General features: G+C 40.1%; 24 protein-coding genes and 1 riboswitch. Of the genes, 16 read left to right on the forward strand and 8 right to left on the reverse strand.

Annotated elements, in window-relative coordinates; translation table 11 throughout:
- Positions 1-59 precede the first annotated feature (59 nt).
- Both U1E44_RS12360 and U1E44_RS12365 read left to right on the forward strand, forming a co-directional pair.
- Positions 60-839, forward strand: a complete 780-nt coding sequence (locus tag U1E44_RS12360) for a carboxypeptidase-like regulatory domain-containing protein (RefSeq protein ID WP_322931402.1) — start codon at positions 60-62, stop codon at positions 837-839.
- Positions 840-888: 49 nt separating this feature from the next.
- Positions 889-2,586 (forward strand): alpha-amylase family glycosyl hydrolase, encoded by a 1,698-nt coding sequence (locus tag U1E44_RS12365; RefSeq protein WP_322931403.1) that lies wholly within the window; start codon positions 889-891, stop codon positions 2,584-2,586.
- A gap of 18 nt (positions 2,587-2,604) precedes the next feature.
- Here the strand turns inward: U1E44_RS12365 and U1E44_RS12370 are convergent, their stop codons facing one another.
- Complete coding sequence (locus tag U1E44_RS12370) at positions 2,605-3,288, reverse strand: TrmH family RNA methyltransferase (protein WP_322931404.1); 684 nt, start codon at positions 3,286-3,288, stop codon at positions 2,605-2,607.
- 40 nt (positions 3,289-3,328) lie between these two features.
- On the opposite strand from U1E44_RS12370, the gene U1E44_RS12375 reads away from it, so the two are divergent.
- On the forward strand, positions 3,329-4,024 hold the full coding sequence (locus U1E44_RS12375) for an SIR2 family NAD-dependent protein deacylase (protein WP_322931405.1): 696 nt from the start codon (positions 3,329-3,331) through the stop codon (positions 4,022-4,024).
- Positions 4,025-4,092: 68 nt separating this feature from the next.
- On the forward strand, positions 4,093-5,436 hold the full coding sequence (gene purB, locus U1E44_RS12380; protein ID WP_322931406.1) for an adenylosuccinate lyase: 1,344 nt from the start codon (positions 4,093-4,095) through the stop codon (positions 5,434-5,436).
- An 89-nt stretch (positions 5,437-5,525) separates the two neighbouring features.
- Here the strand turns inward: purB and U1E44_RS12385 are convergent, their stop codons facing one another.
- From U1E44_RS12385 to U1E44_RS12400, 4 genes are all read right to left on the reverse strand, one after another.
- A complete protein-coding gene (locus tag U1E44_RS12385; protein ID WP_322931407.1) occupies positions 5,526-6,074 on the reverse strand; it encodes a DUF4252 domain-containing protein in 549 nt (182 codons plus the stop codon).
- Between the two features lie 110 nt (positions 6,075-6,184).
- Positions 6,185-6,730, reverse strand: a complete 546-nt coding sequence (locus tag U1E44_RS12390) for a DUF4252 domain-containing protein (protein WP_322931408.1) — start codon at positions 6,728-6,730, stop codon at positions 6,185-6,187.
- Positions 6,731-6,740: 10 nt separating this feature from the next.
- Entirely contained in the window at positions 6,741-7,163 is a 423-nt protein-coding gene (locus U1E44_RS12395) for a hypothetical protein (protein WP_322931409.1), read from the reverse strand.
- Complete coding sequence (locus tag U1E44_RS12400; RefSeq protein ID WP_322931410.1) at positions 7,150-7,659, reverse strand: RNA polymerase sigma factor; 510 nt, start codon at positions 7,657-7,659, stop codon at positions 7,150-7,152. Before U1E44_RS12400 ends, U1E44_RS12395 begins: the two co-directional genes overlap by 14 nt.
- Before the next feature lie 276 nt (positions 7,660-7,935).
- Here U1E44_RS12400 and U1E44_RS12405 point away from each other — a divergent pair, with 276 nt between their 5' ends.
- Both U1E44_RS12405 and U1E44_RS12410 read left to right on the forward strand, forming a co-directional pair.
- Positions 7,936-9,480 carry a S41 family peptidase gene (locus U1E44_RS12405; RefSeq protein ID WP_322931411.1) on the forward strand — a complete coding sequence of 515 codons (1,545 nt, stop codon included), beginning with the start codon at positions 7,936-7,938 and terminating at the stop codon, positions 9,478-9,480.
- Between the two features lie 195 nt (positions 9,481-9,675).
- A complete protein-coding gene (locus U1E44_RS12410; protein WP_322931412.1) occupies positions 9,676-11,145 on the forward strand; it encodes a S41 family peptidase in 1,470 nt (489 codons plus the stop codon).
- 355 nt (positions 11,146-11,500) lie between these two features.
- On the opposite strand, the gene U1E44_RS12415 is transcribed toward U1E44_RS12410, so the two are convergent.
- The gene (locus U1E44_RS12415; RefSeq protein ID WP_322931413.1) at positions 11,501-13,369 is read right to left on the reverse strand and encodes a TonB-dependent receptor plug domain-containing protein; all 1,869 of its coding nucleotides are present in this window, start codon (positions 13,367-13,369) and stop codon (positions 11,501-11,503) included.
- A 72-nt stretch (positions 13,370-13,441) separates the two neighbouring features.
- A riboswitch (cobalamin riboswitch) is annotated at positions 13,442-13,651 on the reverse strand.
- Between the two features lie 74 nt (positions 13,652-13,725).
- On the opposite strand from U1E44_RS12415, the gene U1E44_RS12420 reads away from it, so the two are divergent.
- The 6 genes from U1E44_RS12420 to U1E44_RS12445 all read left to right on the forward strand — a co-directional run bounded on the left by U1E44_RS12420 (position 13,726) and on the right by U1E44_RS12445 (position 19,358).
- Positions 13,726-14,874 (forward strand): ABC transporter substrate-binding protein, encoded by a 1,149-nt coding sequence (locus U1E44_RS12420; RefSeq protein ID WP_322931414.1) that lies wholly within the window; start codon positions 13,726-13,728, stop codon positions 14,872-14,874.
- A 56-nt stretch (positions 14,875-14,930) separates the two neighbouring features.
- Positions 14,931-15,902 carry a FecCD family ABC transporter permease gene (locus U1E44_RS12425; RefSeq protein ID WP_323673900.1) on the forward strand — a complete coding sequence of 324 codons (972 nt, stop codon included), beginning with the start codon at positions 14,931-14,933 and terminating at the stop codon, positions 15,900-15,902.
- A 138-nt stretch (positions 15,903-16,040) separates the two neighbouring features.
- Positions 16,041-16,730, forward strand: coding sequence for an ABC transporter ATP-binding protein (locus U1E44_RS12430; protein WP_322931416.1), 690 nt, complete (start codon positions 16,041-16,043; stop codon positions 16,728-16,730).
- Positions 16,731-16,790: 60 nt separating this feature from the next.
- Positions 16,791-18,110, forward strand: a complete 1,320-nt coding sequence (locus U1E44_RS12435) for a DNA recombination protein RmuC (protein ID WP_322931417.1) — start codon at positions 16,791-16,793, stop codon at positions 18,108-18,110.
- Between the two features lie 327 nt (positions 18,111-18,437).
- The gene (locus U1E44_RS12440) at positions 18,438-18,800 is read left to right on the forward strand and encodes a hypothetical protein (protein ID WP_322931418.1); all 363 of its coding nucleotides are present in this window, start codon (positions 18,438-18,440) and stop codon (positions 18,798-18,800) included.
- 12 nt (positions 18,801-18,812) lie between these two features.
- Positions 18,813-19,358, forward strand: coding sequence for an acyl-CoA thioesterase (locus U1E44_RS12445; protein ID WP_322931419.1), 546 nt, complete (start codon positions 18,813-18,815; stop codon positions 19,356-19,358).
- Here U1E44_RS12445 and pgl read toward each other — a convergent pair.
- Both pgl and zwf read right to left on the reverse strand, forming a co-directional pair.
- Positions 19,351-20,064 (reverse strand): 6-phosphogluconolactonase, encoded by a 714-nt coding sequence (gene pgl, locus U1E44_RS12450; protein WP_322931420.1) that lies wholly within the window; start codon positions 20,062-20,064, stop codon positions 19,351-19,353. The genes U1E44_RS12445 and pgl overlap by 8 nt on opposite strands.
- Before the next feature lie 9 nt (positions 20,065-20,073).
- Complete coding sequence (gene zwf / locus U1E44_RS12455; protein ID WP_322931421.1) at positions 20,074-21,612, reverse strand: glucose-6-phosphate dehydrogenase; 1,539 nt, start codon at positions 21,610-21,612, stop codon at positions 20,074-20,076.
- Between the two features lie 189 nt (positions 21,613-21,801).
- Here zwf and gndA point away from each other — a divergent pair, with 189 nt between their 5' ends.
- From gndA to U1E44_RS12475, 4 genes are all read left to right on the forward strand, one after another.
- A complete protein-coding gene (gene gndA / locus U1E44_RS12460; RefSeq protein WP_322931422.1) occupies positions 21,802-23,211 on the forward strand; it encodes an NADP-dependent phosphogluconate dehydrogenase in 1,410 nt (469 codons plus the stop codon).
- Between the two features lie 307 nt (positions 23,212-23,518).
- Entirely contained in the window at positions 23,519-23,818 is a 300-nt protein-coding gene (locus U1E44_RS12465) for a nucleotidyltransferase family protein (RefSeq protein ID WP_322931423.1), read from the forward strand.
- Positions 23,811-24,164 carry a HepT-like ribonuclease domain-containing protein gene (locus U1E44_RS12470; RefSeq protein ID WP_322931424.1) on the forward strand — a complete coding sequence of 118 codons (354 nt, stop codon included), beginning with the start codon at positions 23,811-23,813 and terminating at the stop codon, positions 24,162-24,164. Before U1E44_RS12465 ends, U1E44_RS12470 begins: the two co-directional genes overlap by 8 nt.
- A 47-nt stretch (positions 24,165-24,211) precedes the next feature.
- A complete protein-coding gene (locus tag U1E44_RS12475) occupies positions 24,212-24,526 on the forward strand; it encodes an NADP(+)-dependent, decarboxylating phosphogluconate dehydrogenase (RefSeq protein WP_322931425.1) in 315 nt (104 codons plus the stop codon).
- Positions 24,527-24,553 lie beyond the last annotated feature (27 nt).

Below are 24,553 nucleotides of genomic sequence, written 5' to 3' on the forward strand. Positions count from 1 at the left end.
AAATTTGTGCTCCTACCGCTTTTTGTTTTGTTTCGTAGGTTGAAACAGAAATAGGGTTGATGAATAAATTACTACTCGCGCTAATTATCCTTTTTAATGTGCCTATTTTGGCTCAGGATAACGAAAACAAACAGGATGGTAGTGCCTTTAGTGCAGTGGTGGTTAATGCCCAAAGCGATGCTCCCATGGAGAGTGTACACGTGGTAAACCTCAACAAAGTAATTGGCACCATTACCAACGAAAAAGGAGAATTTGAAATTACAGCTTCTGTAAACGACACCATTTTTTTTTCCTATCTGGGCTTTAAATCTCAAAAAATCAGAGTTACGAACGATATGTTTCGGTTTAAAGACACCAAAATAGCCTTAACGGAATTGGCCTATGCCTTAGAGGAAGTTATCGTAAAACCTTTTAACCTTACCGGGTATTTGGAAATCGACGTAAAGAATCTGCCTGTAAATAACGCGTATCAATACAGCATCTCCGGATTGTCTGTAGGCTACGAAAGTGGAGCTAAAAACCCTAGCGCCGTAACCAAAGTTTTAGGTGCCATTCTTAATCCGGCCGATTTGTTGCGCAATCTATTTGGCAAAAAACCCAATCAGATGCGAAAGCTTCGACAAATGAAAGAGGATGACGAAATCCGGAATCTTTTGGCATCTAAGTTTGATCGCGAAACGCTTACCGAACTATTACAAATCGAAAAAGCCGATATCGATGATATCCTAAGCAATTGTAATTATTCCAAATCTTTTATGACTACGGCCAATGATCTTCAAATTCTGGATGCAATTAGCAATTGCTATGAAGAATTTAGAGTATTGAACAGAAAAAAATAAATTTTATTCTTTCGGCTTCATTTTATAGCTTTATCCCAAAGATATAAAAATGAAAAAACGGCTGTTTGTACTTTCAATTGCGATTCTTCTTTTTTCTTGTACTTTTGAAAAAAAGCAAAATCCGGAGAATAGAACCGTAGTTGCCGAAAAAGACAGCGTTATCATTCCAAAGAAACAAGCTCCTTTTTATTGGGAATCCGCTAATGTGTATTTCCTGCTTACCGACCGCTTCAACAATGGAAAGCCGGAAAATGACATCAATTTTAAAAGAACAGATACTACCGGGGTTCTCAGAGGTTTTATGGGCGGCGATATTGCAGGAATCACCCATAAAATAGAGCAAGGTTACTTTTCTAACCTTGGCATTAACGCCATCTGGTTTACCCCTGTGGTAGAGCAAATTCACGGAGGCACCGACGAAGGGGAAGGCAAAACCTATGGCTATCATGGGTATTGGACTAAAGATTGGACCTCATTAGACCCCAACTTTGGAACCCGAAAAGAACTAGAACGTCTGGTGAAAACCGCTCATGAAAATGGGATTCGTATTTTATTGGATGTGGTGCTTAACCATACAGGCCCCGTAACCGAACTAGATCCTATATGGCCGGAACAATGGGTGCGTAATGGCCCTACTTGCGAATTTAACAACTACGAAAATACCGTGCGATGCAATTTGGTTGAAAACCTTCCTGATATTCTTACAGAAAATGATACCAATGTAGAACTTCCTGATGCGCTTTTAGCGAAATGGAAAGAAGAAGGGCGTCTAAGCAATGAGTTGGATGAACTTCAGCTATTTTTTGATCGCACAGGATATCCTAGAGCACCGCGATATTACATCATTAAATGGCTCACAGACTATATTAACGATTTAGGTATTGATGGTTTTAGGGTAGATACGGTGAAGCACGTAGATGAGCACGTATGGAGCGACCTTCAAAAGGAAGCCTCATATGCCTTTGAAACCTGGAAGAAGAAACACCCGCAAGAAGTACTAGACGACACCCCATTTTTTATGGTGGGTGAAGTGTATGGTTATGGCATTTCGGGGCTACGAAACTTCGATTTTGGCGATAAAAAAGTAGACTATTTTAGTCACGGTTTTCATAGCTTAATTAATTTTGAACTCAAAAACGATGCGCTAAACGATTACGAAACCATTTTTAAAAAATACAGCACAATCTTGCACAACCAACTCAGCGGGAAAAGCGTACTTAATTACCTCACCTCTCATGACGACCAAGCCCCGTTTGACAAGGAACGGCAGAAAAGCAGGTATGCTGCCAATGTCTTGCTCTTAACCCCCGGAGTTGCACAAGTATATTACGGAGATGAAACCGATAGAAAACTGGTTATTGATGGTGCGGAAGGCGACGCCACATTGCGTTCTTTTATGAATTGGGAAGATTTAGATACCGTTCCTAGTGTGCAACAAACCTTAAAGCACTGGCAAAAGTTAGGGAAATTTAGAAGGGATCATCCTGCTATAGGTGCCGGCATACATTCTAAATTAGCTTCAAAGCCCTATGTTTTCAGCAGATCGTTTACCGATGGGGATTACAAAGACAAAGTTGTTGTAGGCTTAAACCTGCCCAAAGGAAAAAAATATCTTTGGGTAAAAGGATTCTTTGGCGATGGCACCAAACTGTATGACACGTACTCGGACACTGAAGTAGAAGTAGCTAATGGACAAGTTATTTTAGAAAACGATTTCGATATTGCATTGTTGGAGGTGGCACAATAAGATACTGTAAATTTCGATTTACAGCTGCGTTTTTTGAAGCAAATAATACCGTTCCAAAATACCGTCGATACTGGAAATGGACTTTTTCATCCACTGAAGTTCCACGGCCATTTTCTCATCGGCAGATAACTGCCATGGCACATTCAGGATTTTGAGTTTGGTAGTAAGGATTTGTAGGATAATAGCTGCCGACACTGAAATATTCAAGCTTTCGGTAAACCCAACCATCGGGATTTTTAGAAATCCATCCGCATGTTCCAAAACTTCAGGACTTAGTCCATTGACTTCCGACCCGAAAAAAAGAGCCACTTTGGTATCCAATTCAAAATCAGGAAGCAGACAGGAATGATCATGTGGTGTGGTGGCCACGAGCTTGTATCCTTTTGCTCTTAAATGGCCCATACAATCTGCTGCGTTTCCATATCGGTGAATGCCTACCCACTTTTCTGCCCCCATGGCAATGTTTTTATCTAATCGTTTCCCATATCTGGATGCAATGAGATGAGCTTCTTGAATGCCAAAAACATCGCAACTACGCACTACAGCACTCGTGTTATGCATTTGGTACACATCCTCTAACGCCACCGTAATATACTTGGTACGATGCGCTAACACGCTCTGAAACCGTGCGCTGCGTTCCTGACTTATAAATGTTTTCAGGTATTGAAAAAGCATAGCATCTACCATCAATCGAAGATACAAAAAAGTAAAAAATGTATCTTTAGATTTAATTTGATGTGGTATGAAAGAAAAAATTGTGGTACTCACAGGTGCCGGAATAAGTGCCGAAAGCGGCCTAAAAACATTTCGAGACGCAGATGGATTGTGGGAGGGGCACGATGTTATGGAGGTGGCCTCAATTCAGGGCTTTATAAAAAATCCTGAGCTGGTCTTAGATTTTTACAATCAAAGAAGGCAGCAATTACAATATGTACTGCCCAACAAAGCCCATAAGGCTTTGGCAGATTTAGAAACTTATTTTGATGTGTCTATTATCACCCAAAATGTAGATGATCTTCATGAGCGGGCGGGAAGCACTAACGTACTTCATTTGCACGGAGAATTACTAAAGGTGCGGAGTACAAGAGATGCATCGTGGATTCAATCGTGGAACACGGATCTTCATGTAGGACAAACATGTCCGAAAGGGCATCAGTTACGACCCCATATTGTGTGGTTTGGAGAGGAAGTACCGGAATTAGAAAATGCCATTCAGCTCACACAAACCGCAAAATACCTCCTTATCATCGGAACATCTATGCAGGTGTATCCTGCTGCCAGCCTCATTCATTATACCCGTCATGGAATCCCTATTTATGTAATAGATCCAAAACCTGTGGTTGATGCCAACGCTTTTAAAAATTTGACGGTCTTTTCAACAACGGCAGTAGAAGGTGTTCCGAAGTTAGCTGCACAACTCATATCTTCGGTTAATTGATTTGCCGACTTTCAAACTCCTTTTCTTATCGTTATCTTTGCGCTCTCTAAAAGACACCTATAATACTTATGTCAGTAAACAGCCTCAACGCAATATCGCCTATCGATGGTCGCTATAGGGATAAAGTAGCCGCCTTAGCTTCGTTTTTTTCTGAAGAAGCCCTAATAAAATATCGAGTTCGTGTAGAAATTGAATATTTTATTGCCTTGTGCGAGCTGCCATTGCCCCAGCTTTCGGGATTAGATAAAGTTATATTGCCAAAATTACGCGCCATTTACGGTAATTTTAGTTCATCCGATGCCCAAAAGGTAAAAGACATAGAAAAGATTACCAATCACGATGTAAAAGCTGTAGAATATTTTATTAAAGAAAAATTTGATGCTTTAGGCTTGCAAGCCTACAAAGAATTTATACATTTTGGTCTTACTTCTCAAGACATTAACAATACAGCCATTCCATTATCTATAAAGGAAGCCATGGCATCGGTATATATGCCTCAATACCAAATTTTAGTACAAAAATTAGCCGCCTTATCCGAAGAGTGGGCAACGATACCCATGTTAGCTCGTACCCACGGACAACCGGCATCCCCTACCCGTTTGGGTAAAGAAATTGAAGTTTTTGTAGTGCGCCTCAAGAACCAATTTGCGTATTTGGATACCATTCCCAATGCAGCCAAATTTGGTGGTGCCACCGGAAATTTTAATGCGCACAAAGTAGCCTATCCCGACATCGATTGGCGGGGATTTGGTAAACATTTTGTGGAAGATCGTTTAGGGCTTCATCATTCTTTTCCTACTACGCAAATAGAACATTACGACCACATGGCGGCTCTGTTTGATGCCTTAAAGCGCATTAATACCATTATTATAGATTTAGACAGGGATTTTTGGACGTATGTGTCCATGGATTATTTTAAGCAACAAATAAAGGCCGGTGAAGTAGGTTCTTCGGCCATGCCCCATAAAGTGAATCCTATCGATTTTGAAAATTCTGAAGGAAATTTGGGTATCGCCAATGCTATTTTTGAATATTTATCAGGAAAATTGCCTATTTCCAGACTGCAGCGCGATTTAACCGATAGTACTGTGCTGCGCAGCGTGGGCGTTCCTTTAGCACACACCGTTATTGCCTTTAAGTCTACCGTAAAAGGCTTGGATAAATTATTGATTCGTACCGAAAAATTTGAACAAGACCTTGAACAAAATTGGGCGGTGGTGGCAGAGGCTATTCAAACCATATTACGCCGAGAGGGGTATCCAAATCCGTATGAAACTTTAAAAGGGTTAACGCGTACCAATTCTAAAATAGATCAAAAATCAATTTCCGATTTTATAGATACCTTAAGTGTTTCAGAGACCATTAAACTAGAATTAAAGCAGGTTACGCCTAGCAATTACACCGGAATATAATACATTCTTTGGCCTTCTATGGCGTACGAAATTTATAAAGCTCACTGAAAACAATCAATGTACCATGCTTTTTTTATCGGTGAACGACTCTATTTGGCATTGAAGAATGCCCCCAATTGCGGGAGTCCATCGCCCTTAAAAGTAGCTTGCTGTGCAGCTTGGACTAAAGATGCTATAGAGGCGGCATCCATATCATTGCCTAAGATACGAATCAGAGCAAATCCCATATCGTCCCTACTTCCATAAATGATTACCTCATCGATAGCATCTTCGGTTCCCAGAAATTTCACCACACCCTTGCCATAAGGTGTATTTAATTTTATGAGTTCTGTAAATTTAGAATTTGCCAAAATGGCACTTACCTGTTGTTTTTGCACAGTAAATTCGCGCTCGTTTTCCACATTTTTCTTAAATGCCAACACATTCACTTTATTGACCGATTGCAGCGCCTTTTCCTGAGCTGTATGAAGGTGTTCATTAATGAGTGGTAACATACTGGACGGAACATCTAACGAAATAAAATTAGGGTTCTCCGCATTTTCTACAAAGTATTCTTGAAGGCTCTGATTTGTAGTGCAGGCCGAAACCAAAAGGAAAACCATACTGAACGAAAAAATAAGTATATCTCTTTTACGCATATCAAAAAATTTAAATTAAAGTATTCATGTCGTGTGTTTACGCTGTATTTAGGTATAGCACCATAGCCAACAATAAACACTATACTCCTGCCCTAGTACAGTGCTTCGGATTATTTTCTGTCTTTTTTCCCGGCCTTGTTCAGTTCTTCTGGAAGGTTCATTTTCTTGGTGAGGGATCCAATTTTATTAAGATCGATATCGCCGGTTAAGGATAAGAGCACGGTTTCGGGCCTTTTACCGCCGGCATCCACATTCTTGATGCCGGTTACAAACATGAGTAATTCACTTACATGATCATCATCCCGACCGTTTCGAATAAAGAATTTCACATTCGCATCCTTATCCTTTACGCGCATCAATTCCTGCATGGAGGAAGATTTTAGGTATTTCTCTACCGATAGCCCCATATCCGAGCCAATTTTAGCATCCTCGGTAATAAAGACTTTTAAATTTTTTAAGCTTTTAGCAATATCCATAAAGTCCTTGGTTTCAGGATCATCTATTTCTACATCAATTTTGCTCAAAAGTTTGAACATATTTTCGTTCACCACAACCGTACTAACATTGTCTAAATCTTCATACTTATCAAACAAAGACTGAGAAAACCCAAAAAGGGGAATTAAGGTAATGCCTATTATTAAAAAGATTTTTTTCATGATTTCTACATTATTTGTGTTTATAAATTTTTTGTTTTGTGATTTCAAATTCTTGTAAATAAGCTACTTTTTCCGTGCCGCGCTCAAAATTTTCTGCCAACATACGCATCGCTTTTTTGGTTTCATTATAGGCATACGTTGCCTGTTGTTTTTCTAAATACGCGTTCCCCATATAAATACCACATACGAGAACCACGGCCGCCGCAACGGAAACCCACTTGGCATAATTAATTGGGGTTCTTACGGGGAGTTTACCGGTGTAGCACTCTTCCTTAGCCTTGGCAAAATACGTAAACATAGTCGTATACGCTTTCAAATGTGGTGCCACTTGAGCTTCGTTGGAAAAATACAGCTTCAATTTGGCTTCTTCGGCCACAGTGGTGTTTCCTTCAAAATATTTTTCTACTAATTTTTCTATGTTATCCAATTCCATAGCTGTGTTTGTTAAGTAATTTCTGACGTACTGTTTTCCGTGCTCTTGACAGGGCTACGCGCACTGCGGTAGGATTCATATCTAGCATGGTGGCAATTTCTTCAAATTCATAGGCTTCTACATCCCGCAATTGTAACACTAATTTTTGCTGCTCGGGTAATTCTTCCATAATTTTTTGCACCCAATACACGCTATCACTTTGTTCTAACTTTTGCTGTAAAGACGTACTCCCATCTTCATAATTGCTGTGTACCAGTTTTAAATTTCCGGCCTGTTTCGACTTCAATCGGTCTAAACAGGTATTTTTTATCATGGTCATGGCAAAGGCTTCTACATTATGATACTCAGAAATGCGATTTTTCTTAGACCATAATTTCAACAAAATCTCTTGCGTGGCATCTTCTGCCTCCTCCACCGAAATTAAAAGTCGCTTTGCCAGACGATACAACTTATCCTTAAAAGGCATTACGGTTTGTAAGAATTCTGTCTGATTCATGAACAAAATGAGGGTTGGTTGCGGCTTTTTTAGATATTTTCTTAGTATTCCTGTAGCACCCTTTGTTGTGCTATGCTTTTTTTGAGGGTTATAAAGAGAAGACGACCGTTATCGAATTTTGTTACAAAATATTTTTTTATCCTATAGATGTAAGTATATTCGACAAAGGTAAACTAATCACCAGATGTGTCCTTCGTTTCGGAACCAAATGGCGATGGCTACCAAGAGATTTTTCTTTCTGGTTTAATTACACTATAAAATACGAAATCAAAAGCTATGAAAAAGTATGTGCTCTTATTCCTTGGATTAAGTTTCCTGTTTTACAATTGCAGCAGCGATGACGATAATGATTCTGTAGTTGAGGAAGCGGTAAATCCGCCCCTTCCGTTACAACCAACTCCTGTGGTCCTTACTAATGAAATCAACGATTTTGTATGGAGCGCAATGAATTCTTGGTATTTTTGGCAGGATGAAGTTTTAGAATTAGGGGATAATAGGTTTGCAAATCAAGATGCCTATTTTACCTTTCTCAATCAGTTTCAAACACCACGAGGCTTGTTTCAAACCTTGCGATCGCCTAAAGATAGGTTTAGTGTTATTGTAGATGATTTCGATATCTTATTCAATTCCTTCGCCGGTGTTTTTACCTCCAACGGTGTTGAATTTGTGCTTACGCGACCTCCCTCCGGAGGCACTGCCGTTATTGCCGTGGTGCGGTATATTGTTCCGGGCTCTTCGGCTGCGGCCACAAGTATAAAACGTGGAGATGTTATTTTTGCCATTAATGGAACGCCTCTTTTTGCAACAACAGACAATCAAGGCAATATCTTATCCAGTAATCTCGAATTGTTTAATCCGGATGTTATAACCCTTAATTTTGCCGATATTGTAGGTAATGAACTTGTGCCCAACGGCATTGACATTGAAGTTACAAAAACCCAAATTACGGAGAATCCAATATTAATTTCTAAAGTTATTGAAGGTACGTCTATAGGCTACCTGATGTACAATAGTTTTACAAGTAATTTTGATGACGCTCTTAATGCAGCTTTTGGAGAACTTAAAAGTCAAGGGGTAACCGATTTGGTACTGGATCTTCGCTATAACTTAGGAGGGAGTGTATTATCGGCTATTCGCCTCTCCAGCTTAATAACAGGCCAATTTGCAGGTAGTGTGCTATCTAGAGACAAATGGAATGACAAATGGCAACCTATTTTTGGTGCCGAAGACTTTTTCGTGAATGAAATGAATGGAACGCCACTAAATAGTTTAAATCTTAATAGCGTATATATTATTGCCACGGACGACAGTGCATCGGCAAGCGAGTACGTTATAAATAGTTTGGCACCTTACATTAATGTAACACATATAGGGAGTGCTACTGTGGGTAAAAATGAGTTTTCGGTTACCCTAGTAGATAATCCAGGACAAGTGTTTCAATCTAACGGACAGCCAGACCTACCTTTACCATTTATTGTTTTAAGCGAAAATGCCGGATTTACTACGGTTGCTGATGCAAATCCCAACCACAAATACGCTATGCAACCGCTTGTGGGCACTAATGAAAATGCGGATGGTTTTTCTGATTTTACAAACGGCTTACAACCAGACATTGAAATTCTTGAAAGTCTCGGAAATTTGGGCCAACTCGGGGATCCCGAAGAGCCTTTATTAGCAAGGGCATTACAGGAAATTAATGGCACTTCGGCCAAATCATTATCTGTATTTGTCCCGGAACACATGAAAATAAAAACCATAGGCAGTTCTAATCGTCTTAAACCGTACCGCGATATCTTGCACAAGGACACTTTTAAGAAGTAAGACGCTTGTATAAATCTTATACGGATGGCATTTTAAGTTTAATTAACCATTACTTTTGTTCTACGTCTTTATGATATACGTTTTGAGCACATCCGAAAGGAGCATTGAACAACATATAGTGCCTTCCAATCCCAAATCTCGGATTTGAAACAACCAAAACAATGAATAAAACGTAAATTACAAATAATGATATAGATGAAAAAATATACATACTTCTGGTTATGTCTATACCTGCTCTTAACTAGTTGCAGTAATGATGATGATGGGGTAAATGCGTCAGGTCCAAATCCGTTACCCAATGCCAATGTGGATGTCCAGAATTTTATGTGGAAAGCCATGAACATATGGTATTTTTGGCAAGCCGAAGTTCCCGATCTGGCAGATGACCGCTTTGCCACACAGGAAGAATACACCGAATATTTGCAAGAGTTTTCCGATCCGGAAGATTTTTTCTTTAACAAATTACTATTTACTGAAGATCGCTTTAGTTTTTTAAATGAGGATTTTAAAGTACTGGTGAACAACCTATCAGGGATCTCGAAAAGCAACGGTCTGGAGTTTGGACTGGTTCGTTTTTCAGGAAGCGATGATGTTTTTGGGTATGTGCGCTATATCGTTCCAAATTCCGACGCCGCCTCAAAAGACATCCAAAGAGGAGAGATTTTTACCGGGGTCAACGGACAGACGCTGACGATCAACAATTTTTCTACCTTGCTCTTTGGCACCAATGACACCTATACGCTAAATATGGCGTCTATTGTTGATAATATCATTACACCCAACGGTAAAGACGTAACGCTCACCAAACAAGAAGGCTTGGTAGAAAACCCCGTATTTCTTACCAAAACCTTCGATATTAATGGTACCAAAATTGGCTATCTCATGTACAACGGATTTACCAATGAATTTGATGAGGAATTGAATTCGGCGTTCGGAGTGTTACAAGCAGATGACGTAACCGAATTGGTACTAGACCTACGTTATAACCCGGGAGGATCCGTAAATTCTGCGCGCCTTTTGGCGAGCATGATCTACGGTACCAAAACCAATGATCTGTTTATTCGGCAACGATGGAATGCTAAATTGCAGGCGCAATTCAGAGACCGAGACTTGGAAGATTTTTTTGCAAGTACTACCAGCCAAGGCACTGCAATTAATGCCTTAAACCTCAGCAGGGTATTTATACTTGCCACCAACAGTACTGCTTCGGCTAGTGAATTGTTAATGAATGGGTTAGATCCCTATATAGAAGTCGTGCATATTGGGACAACTACTACCGGTAAAAATGAATTCTCGCTCACTATGGTCGATGATGAAGGCAATAACTATATCTACAATCCGAGCAGGGAAAACCGGATTAGAGCCAGCAATCGTTGGGCCATACAACCCCTTGTAGGTCGCAACGAAAACGCTGAAGGTTTTTCGGACTTTACAGCGGGTTTCTTCCCCGATGTAGAACAGGCAGAGGACATCTCTAATTTGGGTATCCTCGGCGATATAAACGAACCCCTTTTAGCACGAGCCATACAGCGCATTGCCAGTTTTAGTGGAAAAAGCGACTTTAGCGTAAAAATGCCGGTAGAATTGCTCACCAGTTCCAAAATGTATACCGGCCTAAAGGATAATATGTATTTGGACAAGCCACTGGACATCAAAATTGAGTAGTTGGCCTTTTGCGTCAGTATTGTTTTTATATGTTAATTTGTTGATTCGTTTAGAAAACAAAAACTTTCGACAATTTTCGTTATTTGTTGTTCGTTGATGGTTGTTCGTGGATGGTTTTCGATTTACAAATACTTCAGTTCAAGAAACAAGTTCAAGTTCAAGAAACAAGCTCAAGTTCAAGTTCAAGCTCAAATATAAATTCAAAACAAGTTCAAGTTGAAGAAACAAATTCAAGTTCAAAACTTAAATACAAATTCAAAAAGCAAATACAAATACCCACCAGAAATCAGGCTTCCTATTAAAAATCTTTCAATATGCGACAATCGACATCTTCAAAATCAAGTATCTGCCGTGTTTAGAGCGTTAAATTCATCCCCAAACGGATATTCCGCCCTTTGGTCGTAAACCCTACAACCTCTTCAAAATCGGTATTAAAAAGATTCGTTACATTCGCAAATACGCGAAACTTTTGAGGTATAAAGGCATGGCTCAAATATACACCAGCAAGTGAATACGCATCCAGATTTACATTGGTAAAGGTATTGAAATCGGTATCTGTCCGTTTCCCTGTAAAGGCGTAATTTACAGAGGCAAAAGTACGGTCGGTAAACGTATAATCCAGCCCAAGGTTTACCTTATTTTTCGGAATCCGTATGGCACTATCCCCTTTTCTTTCCGTAAACGTATAATTACCGTTTAGGCGTATTTTTTGCGTAAGTTGCCAATCCAACTCCACTTCAAATCCTTGTGCATCTATCGTATTTTGCGCATTTTGGTACAAGAAGAGCGCATTGTCAAAAAATACAAAATCCTTTTCTTTTCTGTTGAAATATGCCCCACTTATCCGTAGTTTTTTCTTCAAAGCAAATTCCATCCCACCTTCTAAGGTTCGGTCATCCTCCGGATCTAAATTAGGATTAGGACCAAAATTACCGAACAATTGCACTAAGGAAGGGGTTATGTACGAAGTGGCATACGACCCAAAAACCTTATAATAGCCCTTCGTTGTAGTAATAGTATAAGAAGGATTTAGGTTATAAACCAAATGGGTTCCGTATTCAGAATGCGTATTAAGGCGTATTCCGGCATTCAAATTCAGTCCAAACGGGGTTATATACACTACATTGGCATACGGATCTAGGATGGAAAATTCTTCAGTGGCGCCAAATTCTGCCTGGTCTTGAATGTAATTTAACCCCAAAACGGTGAACCAATGCTCATTAAACTGATATTTATGATACACATCCACCACCGTATTCTTGGCCTTAAAAAAGCCCCCAAAAGAGCTGATATCCTCAGAATCGTAATCGCTATAAGCGGCATTGAGATGTAGGGAACCCTTTTTGCGGCGATATTCCGAAGAAAGCCCAATACGGCTTTGTTCACTTAGATATTGGTTTGGCGCATCCATCAATCCAAAAGATTCGTCATAATCCGTCGCTATTTTGGTGTGGTTGCCATACACCTGAAACGTAAAGGCATCGCTAAATGTGTACCCTAATTTTAGATCCGTGCTAAAATGAGAAAACACATCTTCTTCGTTATCGGGAGTTTTTATAGCAGACAATCCACTGGAAAATCGATTGGAGAACCCCACCAAATAGTTGAAATTTGCCAATGTACCCGAAATACGCGCCGCATTAGAAAATTCGGCCAAATTATAATTTTGATCTTGTGCCGAATGATTGGTACCCCAACTCGACTGAAAATTCCCTCCAATAGCTTCTGAAGAGGCACTTTTGGTGGTAATATGAATTACCGCTGTGGCCGCATTAGTGCCATAAAGCGTACTGGCTGCCCCTTTAATAATTTCTATAGCAGCGATGTTTGCTGTAGAAAGTAATCTAAAATCATACTCCAAAGAAGAAGACGAAGGGTCCGATACCTGCACGCCATCTATAAGCAGTAAAACCTGTCGTCCTCTACCACCCCGAGCAAAAACGCCTAAAACATTTCCGTCGTTACCACGGCTCCCCGCAATTTCAAAACCGCCTTTGGTGTTGATAATTTCTGCCACCGACTTACCCTGATGGCGTTGCAATTCCGCTTCGTCAATTTTGATAATGACCTTGCCCGAATTTTCCCTTTTTATGTGAAAGCGAGAATCGCTCACTACCACCTCATCTAACTGTTGTAGCGGTAGGGAATCTTTTTGGGTTTGCTGTGCAATCCCCAGGGTACAAACCAAGAAGGCCGTACCGAAACCAAAAATTCTTTTGTTCATTTCGTTTAATTACATAAACGGGAGCATAGTATGTCTGTACCCATACGCAAACTTTTATCCCGAAAGTTTAACAATAGTCTTTTGAATTGGGCAGGTCTCCTGACTCGCGTCTTGCTACCAACCTTCCCATGCATCAAAGGCACAGTGGTTTAGAAGTTGTAACAAGCATCCACCAAATGGCAGACTAAGCTTACAGTTGCGGGAACAGTTCCGGAATTTCACCGGATTCCCTTTTAATTCTATCGAAAAATCTCGATAGAAACCATAATTCGTTGCGAAAGTAAACATTTTGTTTAAACTTTTAACCCAAAGATTAAAAATGTTACTTTTGAACCGACTTCCTAAATGGTACGCACTTGAAAAAATTAATATTCGTCCTTGTTATAGGTCTTTGGATTGCCTGTAAGGAAACCCAGCAGGAAAGGACGTTCCAAAGCGTTTTACGTGATACCACGACGATCGCCTATGCCAAAGGATTTCGCATGGTTACTTTAGCCTCCGGTGTAAAAGAAATTGAAGTAGTATCACCATGGCCTAATGCACAACGCTCGTTTACCTATGCCTTAGTGCCCAAAGAGATGTACCAACCTAGCCTAGCAAATGACCTCACCTATGATGCGGTAGTTCCCATACCGGTGCAACGCCTTATTGTCACTTCTACAACTCATATTCCCGCTTTGGAAGCATTAGGTGTAGGCGATCGCCTCATTGGTTTTCCGGGCACAACATATATTTCTTCTATGGCTACGAGATTGCGTATCGACTCCGGTTTGGTACAAGAACTCGGACAGAATGAAACCCTGAATACCGAACTTGCAGTAGCCCTTGAGCCGGATCTTCTTATTGGGTTTGGGGTGGAAAACCAAAACAGGGTTTACGAAACTCTTAAAAATGCGGGAATCCCTGTAGTGTATAATGGAGATTGGACCGAAGAAACTCCGTTGGGAAAATCGGAATGGATAAAATTTTTCGCCCCTTTTTTTGGACTTGAAAAAAAGGCCGATAGTATTTTTAAAACTATTGAAACGGCCTACAAAACATCTAAAAATTTGGCTCAACGAGCAGACACCTACCCCACTGTACTCAGTGGTGCCCTATATAAGGATGTCTGGTATATGCCGGGGGGGAGCAGTTGGGCTGCTCAATTCATAAAAGATGCGCATGCCAACTACTTATGGAAAGATAATTCGGAAACTGGCAGTCTTTCCCTAAGCATGGAAAGCGTATGGATAAAAGGAAAAGATGCAGATTTTTGGATTGGTCCTGCACAATTTACGTCCTATTCCGAATTGGCAGGCAATAGCACGCATTATACCGAATTAGCCGCCTATAAGAACAAAAAGACCTATACGTTCGCTGCAACTACAGGTGCCACTGGCGGACTTTTGTATTACGAATTAGCACCCAGCCGACCGGATTTGGTGCTGAAAGATTTGATACACATCTTGCATCCGGAGCTTTTACCAAATCACGAACTAATCTTTTATAAACCATTACTTCCGTGAAAATAGCCTTGGCCTATAGAACCTCCTTTGTTATACTCGTTATTGCGTTGTTGCTTATGTTGGGTATCAATATTAGTCTAGGTTCCGTTTCCATTCCTTTTAGAACTACCTTTTTAATCCTAATAGGTGCCGAATTAGATCAGTCTGATTGGCAGTATATTATATGGAATTATAGAATTCCTAAGGCACTAACCGCTATGATCGTAGGCAGTGGTTTGGCTATTAGCGGCCTTTTAATGCAAACCCTTTTTAGAAATCCACTCGCCGGGCCTTTTGTTTTAGGGATCAGTTCCGGGGCAAGCCTTGCTGTTGCGCTTCTAATCATGGGATCTTCTCTTTTTGGCGGGATTTGGGCACGCTATTTTTTAAGTGATCTTTCAATAGTACTATGTGCTGCTTTAGGCAGCTTCCTTGTTTTGTTTGCTGTACTGATGATTGCGGCTAAGGTAAAGGATACTATGGCCTTGTTAATCATTGGGTTAATGTTTGGCAGTATTACGGCAGCCATCGTTGGGGTATTATCCTATTTTTCAAATGCGGAAAAATTGCAACAATACATGTTTTGGTCCTTCGGCACGGTTGGAAATTTGTCTTGGAACCAACTAACCCAGCTCACCACAGTAGTTACCATTGGCATTGTACTTGGCATTACTTCCTTAAAATCCCTAAATGCTTTTTTGATGGGCGAAAACTATGCCCGCAGCATGGGTATTAATGTGCAAAAAATGCGCTATGTCATCATTACAGCCACCGGAATCCTTGCGGGTAGTATTACCGCATTTGCCGGCCCCATTGCTTTTGTAGGGCTCGCGGTTCCTCATTTAGCACGTCAACTTTTTCGTACTACCGATCATAAAATCCTGTTTCCCGCCGTTGCGATGTACGGTGCCATTTTAATGTTGCTGTGCGACACCCTAGCGCAATGGCCCAATTCGGCAAACGTACTACCTATAAACGCTATTACCTCCATTATTGGGGCACCTGTAGTGATCTGGCTATTGGTTCGGAAAAGAAAGATGCTCTTTTAATTTTAACTAATTTTGAATTTAAAAACATAACGTATTAAGACTAAAAAACCAAATACCGCCCTAAACGCTGAAAAGCTTGTCGTTGGCTACCGATCCGGTCGGCAATCAACCGCTGTGGGCTGTGCGCTTAATTTTTCGGTGTGCTCGGGCGAGCTCATGGCCATTGTAGGCATTAACGGCATAGGCAAATCTACCTTGCTCCGAACTTTGGGCAATGTACAGCCCAAATTGTCGGGTTCTATACATGTCGATGACACACCAATTGAGCACTATTCGCAGGCGCAATTAGCTCAAAAAATTAGTGTAGTGCTCACGGAACCTTTAGCTTCTAAAAATATGACCGTATGGGAATTGGTGGCTCTTGGAAGGCAGCCTTACACCAACTGGATCGGTAACCTTTCGGCAAATGATATCCATAAGATAAACGACGCACTGGCATTGGTTGAAATTATGCCCTTAAAAGAGCGCCCTTGTTATGAACTCAGCGATGGGCAATTGCAGCGAACCTTAATCGCTAGAGCTTTAGCACAAGATACCTCCATCATGCTTTTAGATGAGCCCACTACACATTTAGACCTGTACCACAAGGCGCATGTTTTAACACTCCTAAAATCAATTGCACACCAAACCCAAAAAGCCATACTTTTTACAACACATGAAATTGACCTTGCCATACAACTCTGCGATACCATGCTACTAATGGAAAAGGACACTATGCATTTTGGGCAACCCTGCGAGCTCATCGCATCCAAAACCTTTGAATCAATTTTTCCTGAAGACACCATACAATTTGATGCCACTACAGGCTCTTTTCGCATAATAAAGTAGTACGCTCATTCCTTTAAAATTAAAACAATCCTTTATCTTTACTTCCAACAATTGTACAAAATGGAAGGAATAATAATTAACATCATTGTAGGAATACTTTTTCTTACGCTGGGCTATTTTTTAGGCAATTACATTCAAACCCTAAAAACAAAATCTACCCAAAGTACCCTCTTGGAACGCGAAAGTCAGCTCCAAAAAAGGTTGGCGCACATGGAGGAAAGACTATTAGCTTCCGCAGATAAAGAAAAAGCCTTACAGGATGAAAAAGAGCAACTGGGAAATCAAATTGTCCGTTATCAAGCCGACTTAGAGAATTTGGTTTTGAAAAACAAGGAACAAAAAGAAGAGGTAGAAAAGATACAGGAAAAGTTTACCAAAGAATTCGAGAATTTAGCGAATAAGATTCTGGATGAAAAAAGTTCCAAATTCACCGAACAGAACAAAGAAAATATTAAAAATATTCTTACGCCCTTGCAAGAGAAGATACAGCTCTTCGAAAAGAAAGTGGAAGACAGCCAAAAGGAGAGTGTTGGCATGCATTCTGCATTAAAAGAGCAACTGGCCAATTTACATGCCCAAAATCTAAAAATTACACAGGAGGCCGAAAATTTAACGAAAGCCTTAAAAGGAGATAGTAAAATACAGGGAAATTGGGGAGAGTTGGTGTTAGAACGTGTTTTGGAAAAATCGGGATTAGTAAAAGATCGCGAATATACTGTGCAACAAAGCTTTACGAGACCCGACGGTACTCGGGTACTTCCCGACGTTATTATTCATCTGCCCGACGGCAAAAAAATGATCGTAGATTCCAAAGTATCGCTCACCGATTATGAGCGTTTTGTAAATGCAGAAGATGAGTTTAAGGACAAATTTTTGAAGGATCACATTACTTCCTTACGTAGGCATGTAGACCAGTTATCTGCCAAAAAATATGAAGACTTGTACGAAATGGAGAGTCCGGATTTTGTGTTGATGTTTGTACCCATAGAACCCGCTTTTGCCATAGCGATAAACAACGACAGTAGTTTGTACAATAAGGCGTTTGAGCAAAATATCATTATTGTAACCCCCACTACCCTTTTGGCTACCTTGCGTACCATAGATAGTATGTGGAATAATGAAAAACAACAGCGGAATGCCATGGAAATTGCTCGCCAAGCCGGAGCCTTATACGACAAGTTTGAAGGATTTGTAACAGACCTTACCAAGGTGGGTAAAAAAATGGACGAAGCAAAAACAGAATACCGTGGTGCCATGAACAAATTGATCGAAGGAAAAGGTAATATTGTAAGTAGTATAGAACGACTAAAAAAGATGGGAGCCAAAGCAAAAAAATCGATTCCCGAAGCCATTTTAAACAGGGCGGACAAAGATGATTAAATAGAATTGGATATGTAATGTTGGTTGATGGTTGTTCGTTGTTCGTTGATGGTTGTTCGTTGCTAGTTGTTGGTTGTAAGAGAATGTGAAGGGAGATAGAATATGAAACCATCAATTGTAAACTATCCACTAAAAATTGTAAATAATGTAGTTGCAAAAGCTGTTGTTACGACAAGATTTAGATGCACATAGGGAATGGTCCTTTAGAGCGGGAGATATCAAAAATGTAGAAATATAAACCAAAAGTTATAAAAAACGGAAAAGCCACTTAATAAGACCATCCTTCCGGTATTAAAATCATAAAATCACCCTCAACAAACAACCATCATGAAAAAAGTAGTATTGCTCATCGCAACGAGTCTCATAGCCCTTTTAGCCTTGTATTATGCCTTTGTATATTATGTGCCCTATAGCACAGGCGTACGTTCGGGTGAGTTGATAAAGATTAGCCACAAAGGCGTATTAGCAAAAACCTGGGAAGGCGAAATTAGTCAGGGCATCTCCGGTGCGCAGATTTTTGCCTTTTCTGTGTTAGATAAAGATACCGAAGTCATAAATAATTTAAAAAAATATCAAGGTTCTTATGTGAAGCTCGACTATATAGAGAGGTACACCACTTTTTTTTGGTTGGGTGATACCAATTATTTTATAACCCATGTGGAACAAGAAAAATCACCACATTTTAGATAAAAATATTGCTGTATGAACAATTTTAAGTCGGCCAAAGAATCTCGTGTTAGCATCACAGAATTGATGCTACCCGCACATTCTAACTTTAGTGGCAAAATACACGGAGGTTATATTTTAAACCTCATGGATCAAATTGCATTTGCCTGTGCTTCTAAACATTCCCGAAGTTATTGCGTTACCGCATCGGTGAATAAAGTCGATTTTCTGAACCCTATTGAAGTGGGCGAGTTAGTAACTTTGAGAGCCATGGTAAATTACACCGGGAAGACCTCTATGGTCGTAGGTGTTCGGGTAGATTCCGAAAACATAACCACCGGAGAACGAAAACATTGCAACTCTTCCTATTTTACCATGGTCGCCAAAGATCCCAATGGTAAAAACATTCCGGTACCCGGACTTATTTTAGAAGATCGTCAAGGGGTACGGAGGTTTGCCCGAAGTATGCAACGTAAAGATGAGGCCAAACAACGAAGCACACGCTTTGACACTAACAAATTTCAGTTAGATGCGCATATACAAGCGCTGCATTCCGAAAATGTAACGCTCGACCTCAAGTAAGTTCTCGTGCCGCATCCGTATCTAAAAACCAAATAAGGTTTTGGGAGGAAGGCGCTACCAAAGAAGCAGGGTACGTCTTAAAATCTCCTTTTTGTTGCAGTATTTCTCTAACTTTTTGCGACTTTCCGGCACCTGTCACCAAAAAGACCACAGATTGGGCATTGTTAATAATTGATCCTGTAAGAGTGATTCGCTTTTGACCGGAGGTTGGATGTTCGGCAACCGCACAAAAAGTAGTTTCATCCCATAAATGAATATTGTGCGGAAAGATAGAAGCGGTGTGTCCGTCATCGCCCATACCCAAAATAACCAAATCAAATTGTGGTACCCCATTGCTGTAAGGCAATTCTTTTTCTAAAAGCGCAGCATAGGAAGCGGCCTCCAACTCTGGCGTATTTTCACCTTTTATTCTAAAGATGTTTTCTTTGGGAATATCAATTTTCGACACTAAATGCGTCACAGTCATTTTATAGTTACTTTCATCATCATTGGGAGGCACGCAGCGTTCATCTCCCCAATACAAATAAATTTTAGACCAATCGATACCCGATTTATAGGTGGAGGCCAACACGTCAAAAACAATTTTAGGTGTACTACCTCCAGATAGTGCAATATGAACCTTTTGACGAGTCGCTACAAAGGCCTTAAGATATTCTGAAAAATGGATGGCAACCGCCTCTTTAGAATCGTAAATTTTTACCTCCATTGTTTTTTATTAACACAATACACAAAAGCCGGAATCATCGGTCAAAAGTTCGCCTGGATTGCGCCAGGTGTACCCGTTATCCATTAATTCATCGGCGTTTTTAGGTCCCCAAACGCCCGCAGAATAGCCGTAGGTCCTCACATCGGTACCATTCTCCCAATACTTTAGAATAGGATCAACAAACTCCCATGCGGCTTCTACTTCATCAGACCTGGCATATAAGGTAGCATCGCCTTGCATCGCATCGAGCAGAAGACGCTCGTAGGCTTCCATAATATTGGAGTCCGCCAAACTAGAATAGTTAAAATCCAGATTTGCACGTTCTACTTTAAAGCCTTGACCGGGCACCTTTACGCCGAATTTTATAAGAATACCCTCGTCTGGTTGTATGCGTATTACCAGTTTATTGTCCTTATTAAGTACATCTGCATCACTAAAAATATGATGATGCGGCGATTTAAAATGAATAACCACTTCGGTAACCTTGGTTGGCATTCGCTTTGCGGTGCGCACAAAAAACGGAACATCTTTCCACCGCCAATTGTCTACAAAAAACTTAATGGCCGCATAGGTTTCCGTTTTAGACTCCGGATCTACACCCTCTTCCTCACGGTAGCCTTTCACCTTTTCCCCATTAATAACCGATGCCACATACTGTGCGCGTATGGTATTATCGTAAAGTGTTTTTTCGTCTGTCATAATCTTTAAAGACTTCAGGGCTTTTACCTTCTCATTTCGTATATCTTCGGCCTTTGCGCTAATTGGTGGTTCCATAACAACCAAAGACACAATCTGTAACAGGTGGTTTTGAAACATATCTCGCAATGCCCCGGATTTGTCGTAATAGCCGCCGCGCTTTTCCACGCCTACACTTTCTGCATTGGTAATTTCTACATGTTGTATATAATTTCGATTCCACAGAGGTTCAAAAATACTGTTAGAAAAACGTGTCACTAATAAATTCTGTACCGTTTCTTTACCCAAATAATGATCTATTCTGTAAATCTGAGGCTCCTCAAAATAACGGTGCAACCCATGATTTAGTTCTTGTGCAGTTTTTAGACTGTAGCCAAAAGGTTTTTCCACAATAAGCCGTTTCCAGCCTTTAGACTCATTGTTCAAATTTTCTGCTGCAAGATTTTTGGCAATTGTCTCGTATAAATTAGGCGGGGTAGATAGGTAAAAAATATAATTATGATCTGTTTGAAATTTTTTGTTGAGATCCGAAATGCGCGTAGCAAGCTTATCGAAGCGAACGTCATAACCCTCCCCTAAATCCTGATAAAAGAGTTTATCTGCAAAGGTATTTATAAAATCGTCTGCCTTATCTTTTAGATCATCCTTTAAATACATACTTTCTAAGACTACTTTTTTACGAAATTCCCCATCTGTAAGATTACTTCGGCTGGTACCTAATACCACAAAATGTTCCGGAAGATGCCCGCCTTTGTACAAATTGTACAATGCAGGAATCAATTTTCTGGCCGTAAGATCTCCGGAGGCTCCAAATATGACCAGCATTTGGTTCGTTGTTTTAGGTTTATTCATGTATGTTTTGCCTATTTTAGGATTTGTTATACGATTAAAAGCATGTATTTTATGGCGCTAAAAAATTTTATGGTAATTTTGATCAAGCTAAATAATACGGCACTAAGATACTATTAATTTCATTTTTAGTACGTACAAACGGGTCGTGATTATCCTATAGCATCATCGATTTAAAAAACAAATATTCTTATGGAACAAAAAACCTATGATTTTGGACTTATTGGTCTTGGCGTAATGGGGCGAAATTTTATTTTAAATGTGGTTGATAATCAATTTACGGCGTTTGGCCACGATAGGGATGCCGAAAAGGTACAAGCCCTTATTGCCGAAGGCGGGGATGAAACCAAAGTAAATGCTACTACAGACGTTAAAACCTTTGTGCAAGCGCTATCGAAGCCTAGAAAAATTATGTTATTAGTTCCTGCCGGAAAAATTGTAGACAATGTCATTGAAGGCTTAGTGCCATTTTTAGACGAAGATGATATTATTATAGATGGGGGCAATTCCTTTTTTACAGATACCGACCGAAGGGAAAGTTATTTAAAAACAAAAAAAATAAACTTCTTTGGTGCCGGAGTTTCTGGAGGTGCCGATGGTGCCAGAAAGGGTCCGAGTATTATGCCGGGAGGATCTAAAACAGCCTATAAAGAAGTACAGCCCATTTTTGAAGCCGTGTCCGCAAAATTTAATGGCGAACCCTGTGTGGCCTATTTGGGGCCAAAATCGGCCGGAAATTATGTAAAAATGGTGCATAATGGCATTGAATATGGCCTTATGCAGCTCATTTCAGAAATGTACGATGTGCTTAAAAAATGTGGGGTAGACCCTGTGGCATTACAAGAGGCTTTTGCATTATGGAATCAAGGACGATTACAGTCCTTTTTAGTGGAAATTACCGCTGAAATTTTAAAACAAAAAGATGATAAAGGTGAAGGATTGCTGGTGGATAAAATTTTAGACAAAGCCAAACAAAAAGGAACCGGGAAATGGACGTCGCAAAACGCTATGGATCTTGGTATTCCCATCCCCACTATTGATGTGGCAGTTAGCATGCGCGAAATCTCTGCGCTAAAAGACGAGCGCGTTCAAGCTGATGCGCTGTATGACAGACCTGTTCCTGCAGCAATGGATAAAACAGAAGTGCTGGAACTAGCGGAAGAGGCCTTATATTTTGCCTACATTATTACGTATGCCCAAGGGCTGCACCAATTAGAAAGTGCTTCTAAAGAATATGGGTATGATTTAGATCTTGCAGTGATTGCCAAAATATGGCGTGCGGGTTGCATTATACGTGCCAGCTTGTTAGAAGATATAGCTGAGGCGTATTCCTCAAATAAAAATTTGCCAAACCTATTGTTGGATACACAATTTGTACGCAAAGTGCAATCAACAGTAAACGCAGCTCGTAAAATGGTAGCTTATGCCGCCACCAACGGTGTTCCGGTGGCCGCACTATCAAATGCATTAACCTATTTCGATGCCTATACCTCTGCACGACTACCATTGAATCTTATACAAGCACAACGCGATCATTTTGGATCGCACACCTACGAACGAACCGATAGAGAAGGCATTTTTCATACGGAATGGGGTTCATAAATCAGCGGTTGGCTGTGCGCATTTAGGTATCAAGAATAAAGAATTTCATAAAACTGACGATCCCCGAGACAAGCCGTAGGGGTACTCCTTCGATAAATGCCCTAGTGTGTTTATAGAAGTGCTTAGGGTAGGTTTGGCCAGTTTCATTTTCACCTGAAGGTCAAAACCGAAATTCATTATTTCACCTCACCAGAAACTGCCAATAGAAGTTTCGACCGCTCCAAAGGAGTGGTGGATACGGAAACCCTGAGGCTTGCCTCGTGCAATTCTTTAGATTAAAGAGAACATTTTTATCTAAATTTGCTTTATGAGAGTAGTTGACCGAAGAATTGAAGACTTAAAAAGACTTTGTACAATGTACCATGTGGAAAAAATGTATCTATTTGGCTCGGCGCTAAGTTCTAACTTCAATAAAGAAAGTGATATTGACCTTCTTGTAAAATTTAAATTCATTGAGTTGTCAAAGTATTTAGATAATTATATGGATTTCAAAGAGAATTTAGAACAGCTATTTGGGCGTAAAGTGGACTTAGTTGAAGAACAAACTTTAAGAAACCCGATTTTAATAAACGCCATAAACAAATCTAAAGAGCTTATTTATGGATGAAAGAATTCTTAAATGGCTTTACGATATTAAAATGAGTATTGAAGAAATTGACAGCTTTTTTATAGCTGAAGAAAAAGATTTTTTTAAATACAAGAATAATGTGATGCTTAAAAGAGCAGTCGAAAGAAATCTTGAGATTATCGGAGAAGCAGTAAACCGCATTATAACTCGTGACACTAGTTTTGCTACAAAAATTAGCAATTCAAAAGCAATTATTGGATTAAGAAATCAAGTCATCCATGCTTATGACAATATTTCGAATGAGAATATTTGGTCTATCCTGACAAACCATCTTCCAAAATTAAAATTGGAAGTAGCGCTATTAATTAAAGAGAACGAAAAATAAAGGTATCTTCTGTTGGTTGGGTAGTTAGCCATACAGAACCGGATTATATGATGCGTGACGGCTTGTTACAAGATATAGCTGAAGCGTATTCCACAAATAAAAATTTGCCAAACCTATTGTTGGATACACAATTTGTACGCAAAGTGCAATCAACAGTAAACGCAGCTCGTAAAATGGTAGCTTATGCCGCCACCAACGGTGTTCCGGTGGCCGCACTATCAAATGCATTAACCTATTTCGATGCCTATACCTCTGCACGACTACCATTGAATCTTATACAAGCACAACGCGATCATTTTGGATCGCACACCTACGAACGAACCTATAGAGAAGGCATTTTTCATACGGAATGGGGCAGTTAATCTAGACCCTTTTACCTTAAAAAAAGG

It is taken from the genome of Aurantibrevibacter litoralis (assembly GCF_034651555.1).
GTDB classification, from domain to species: Bacteria; Bacteroidota; Bacteroidia; order Flavobacteriales; family Flavobacteriaceae; genus Aurantibrevibacter; species Aurantibrevibacter litoralis.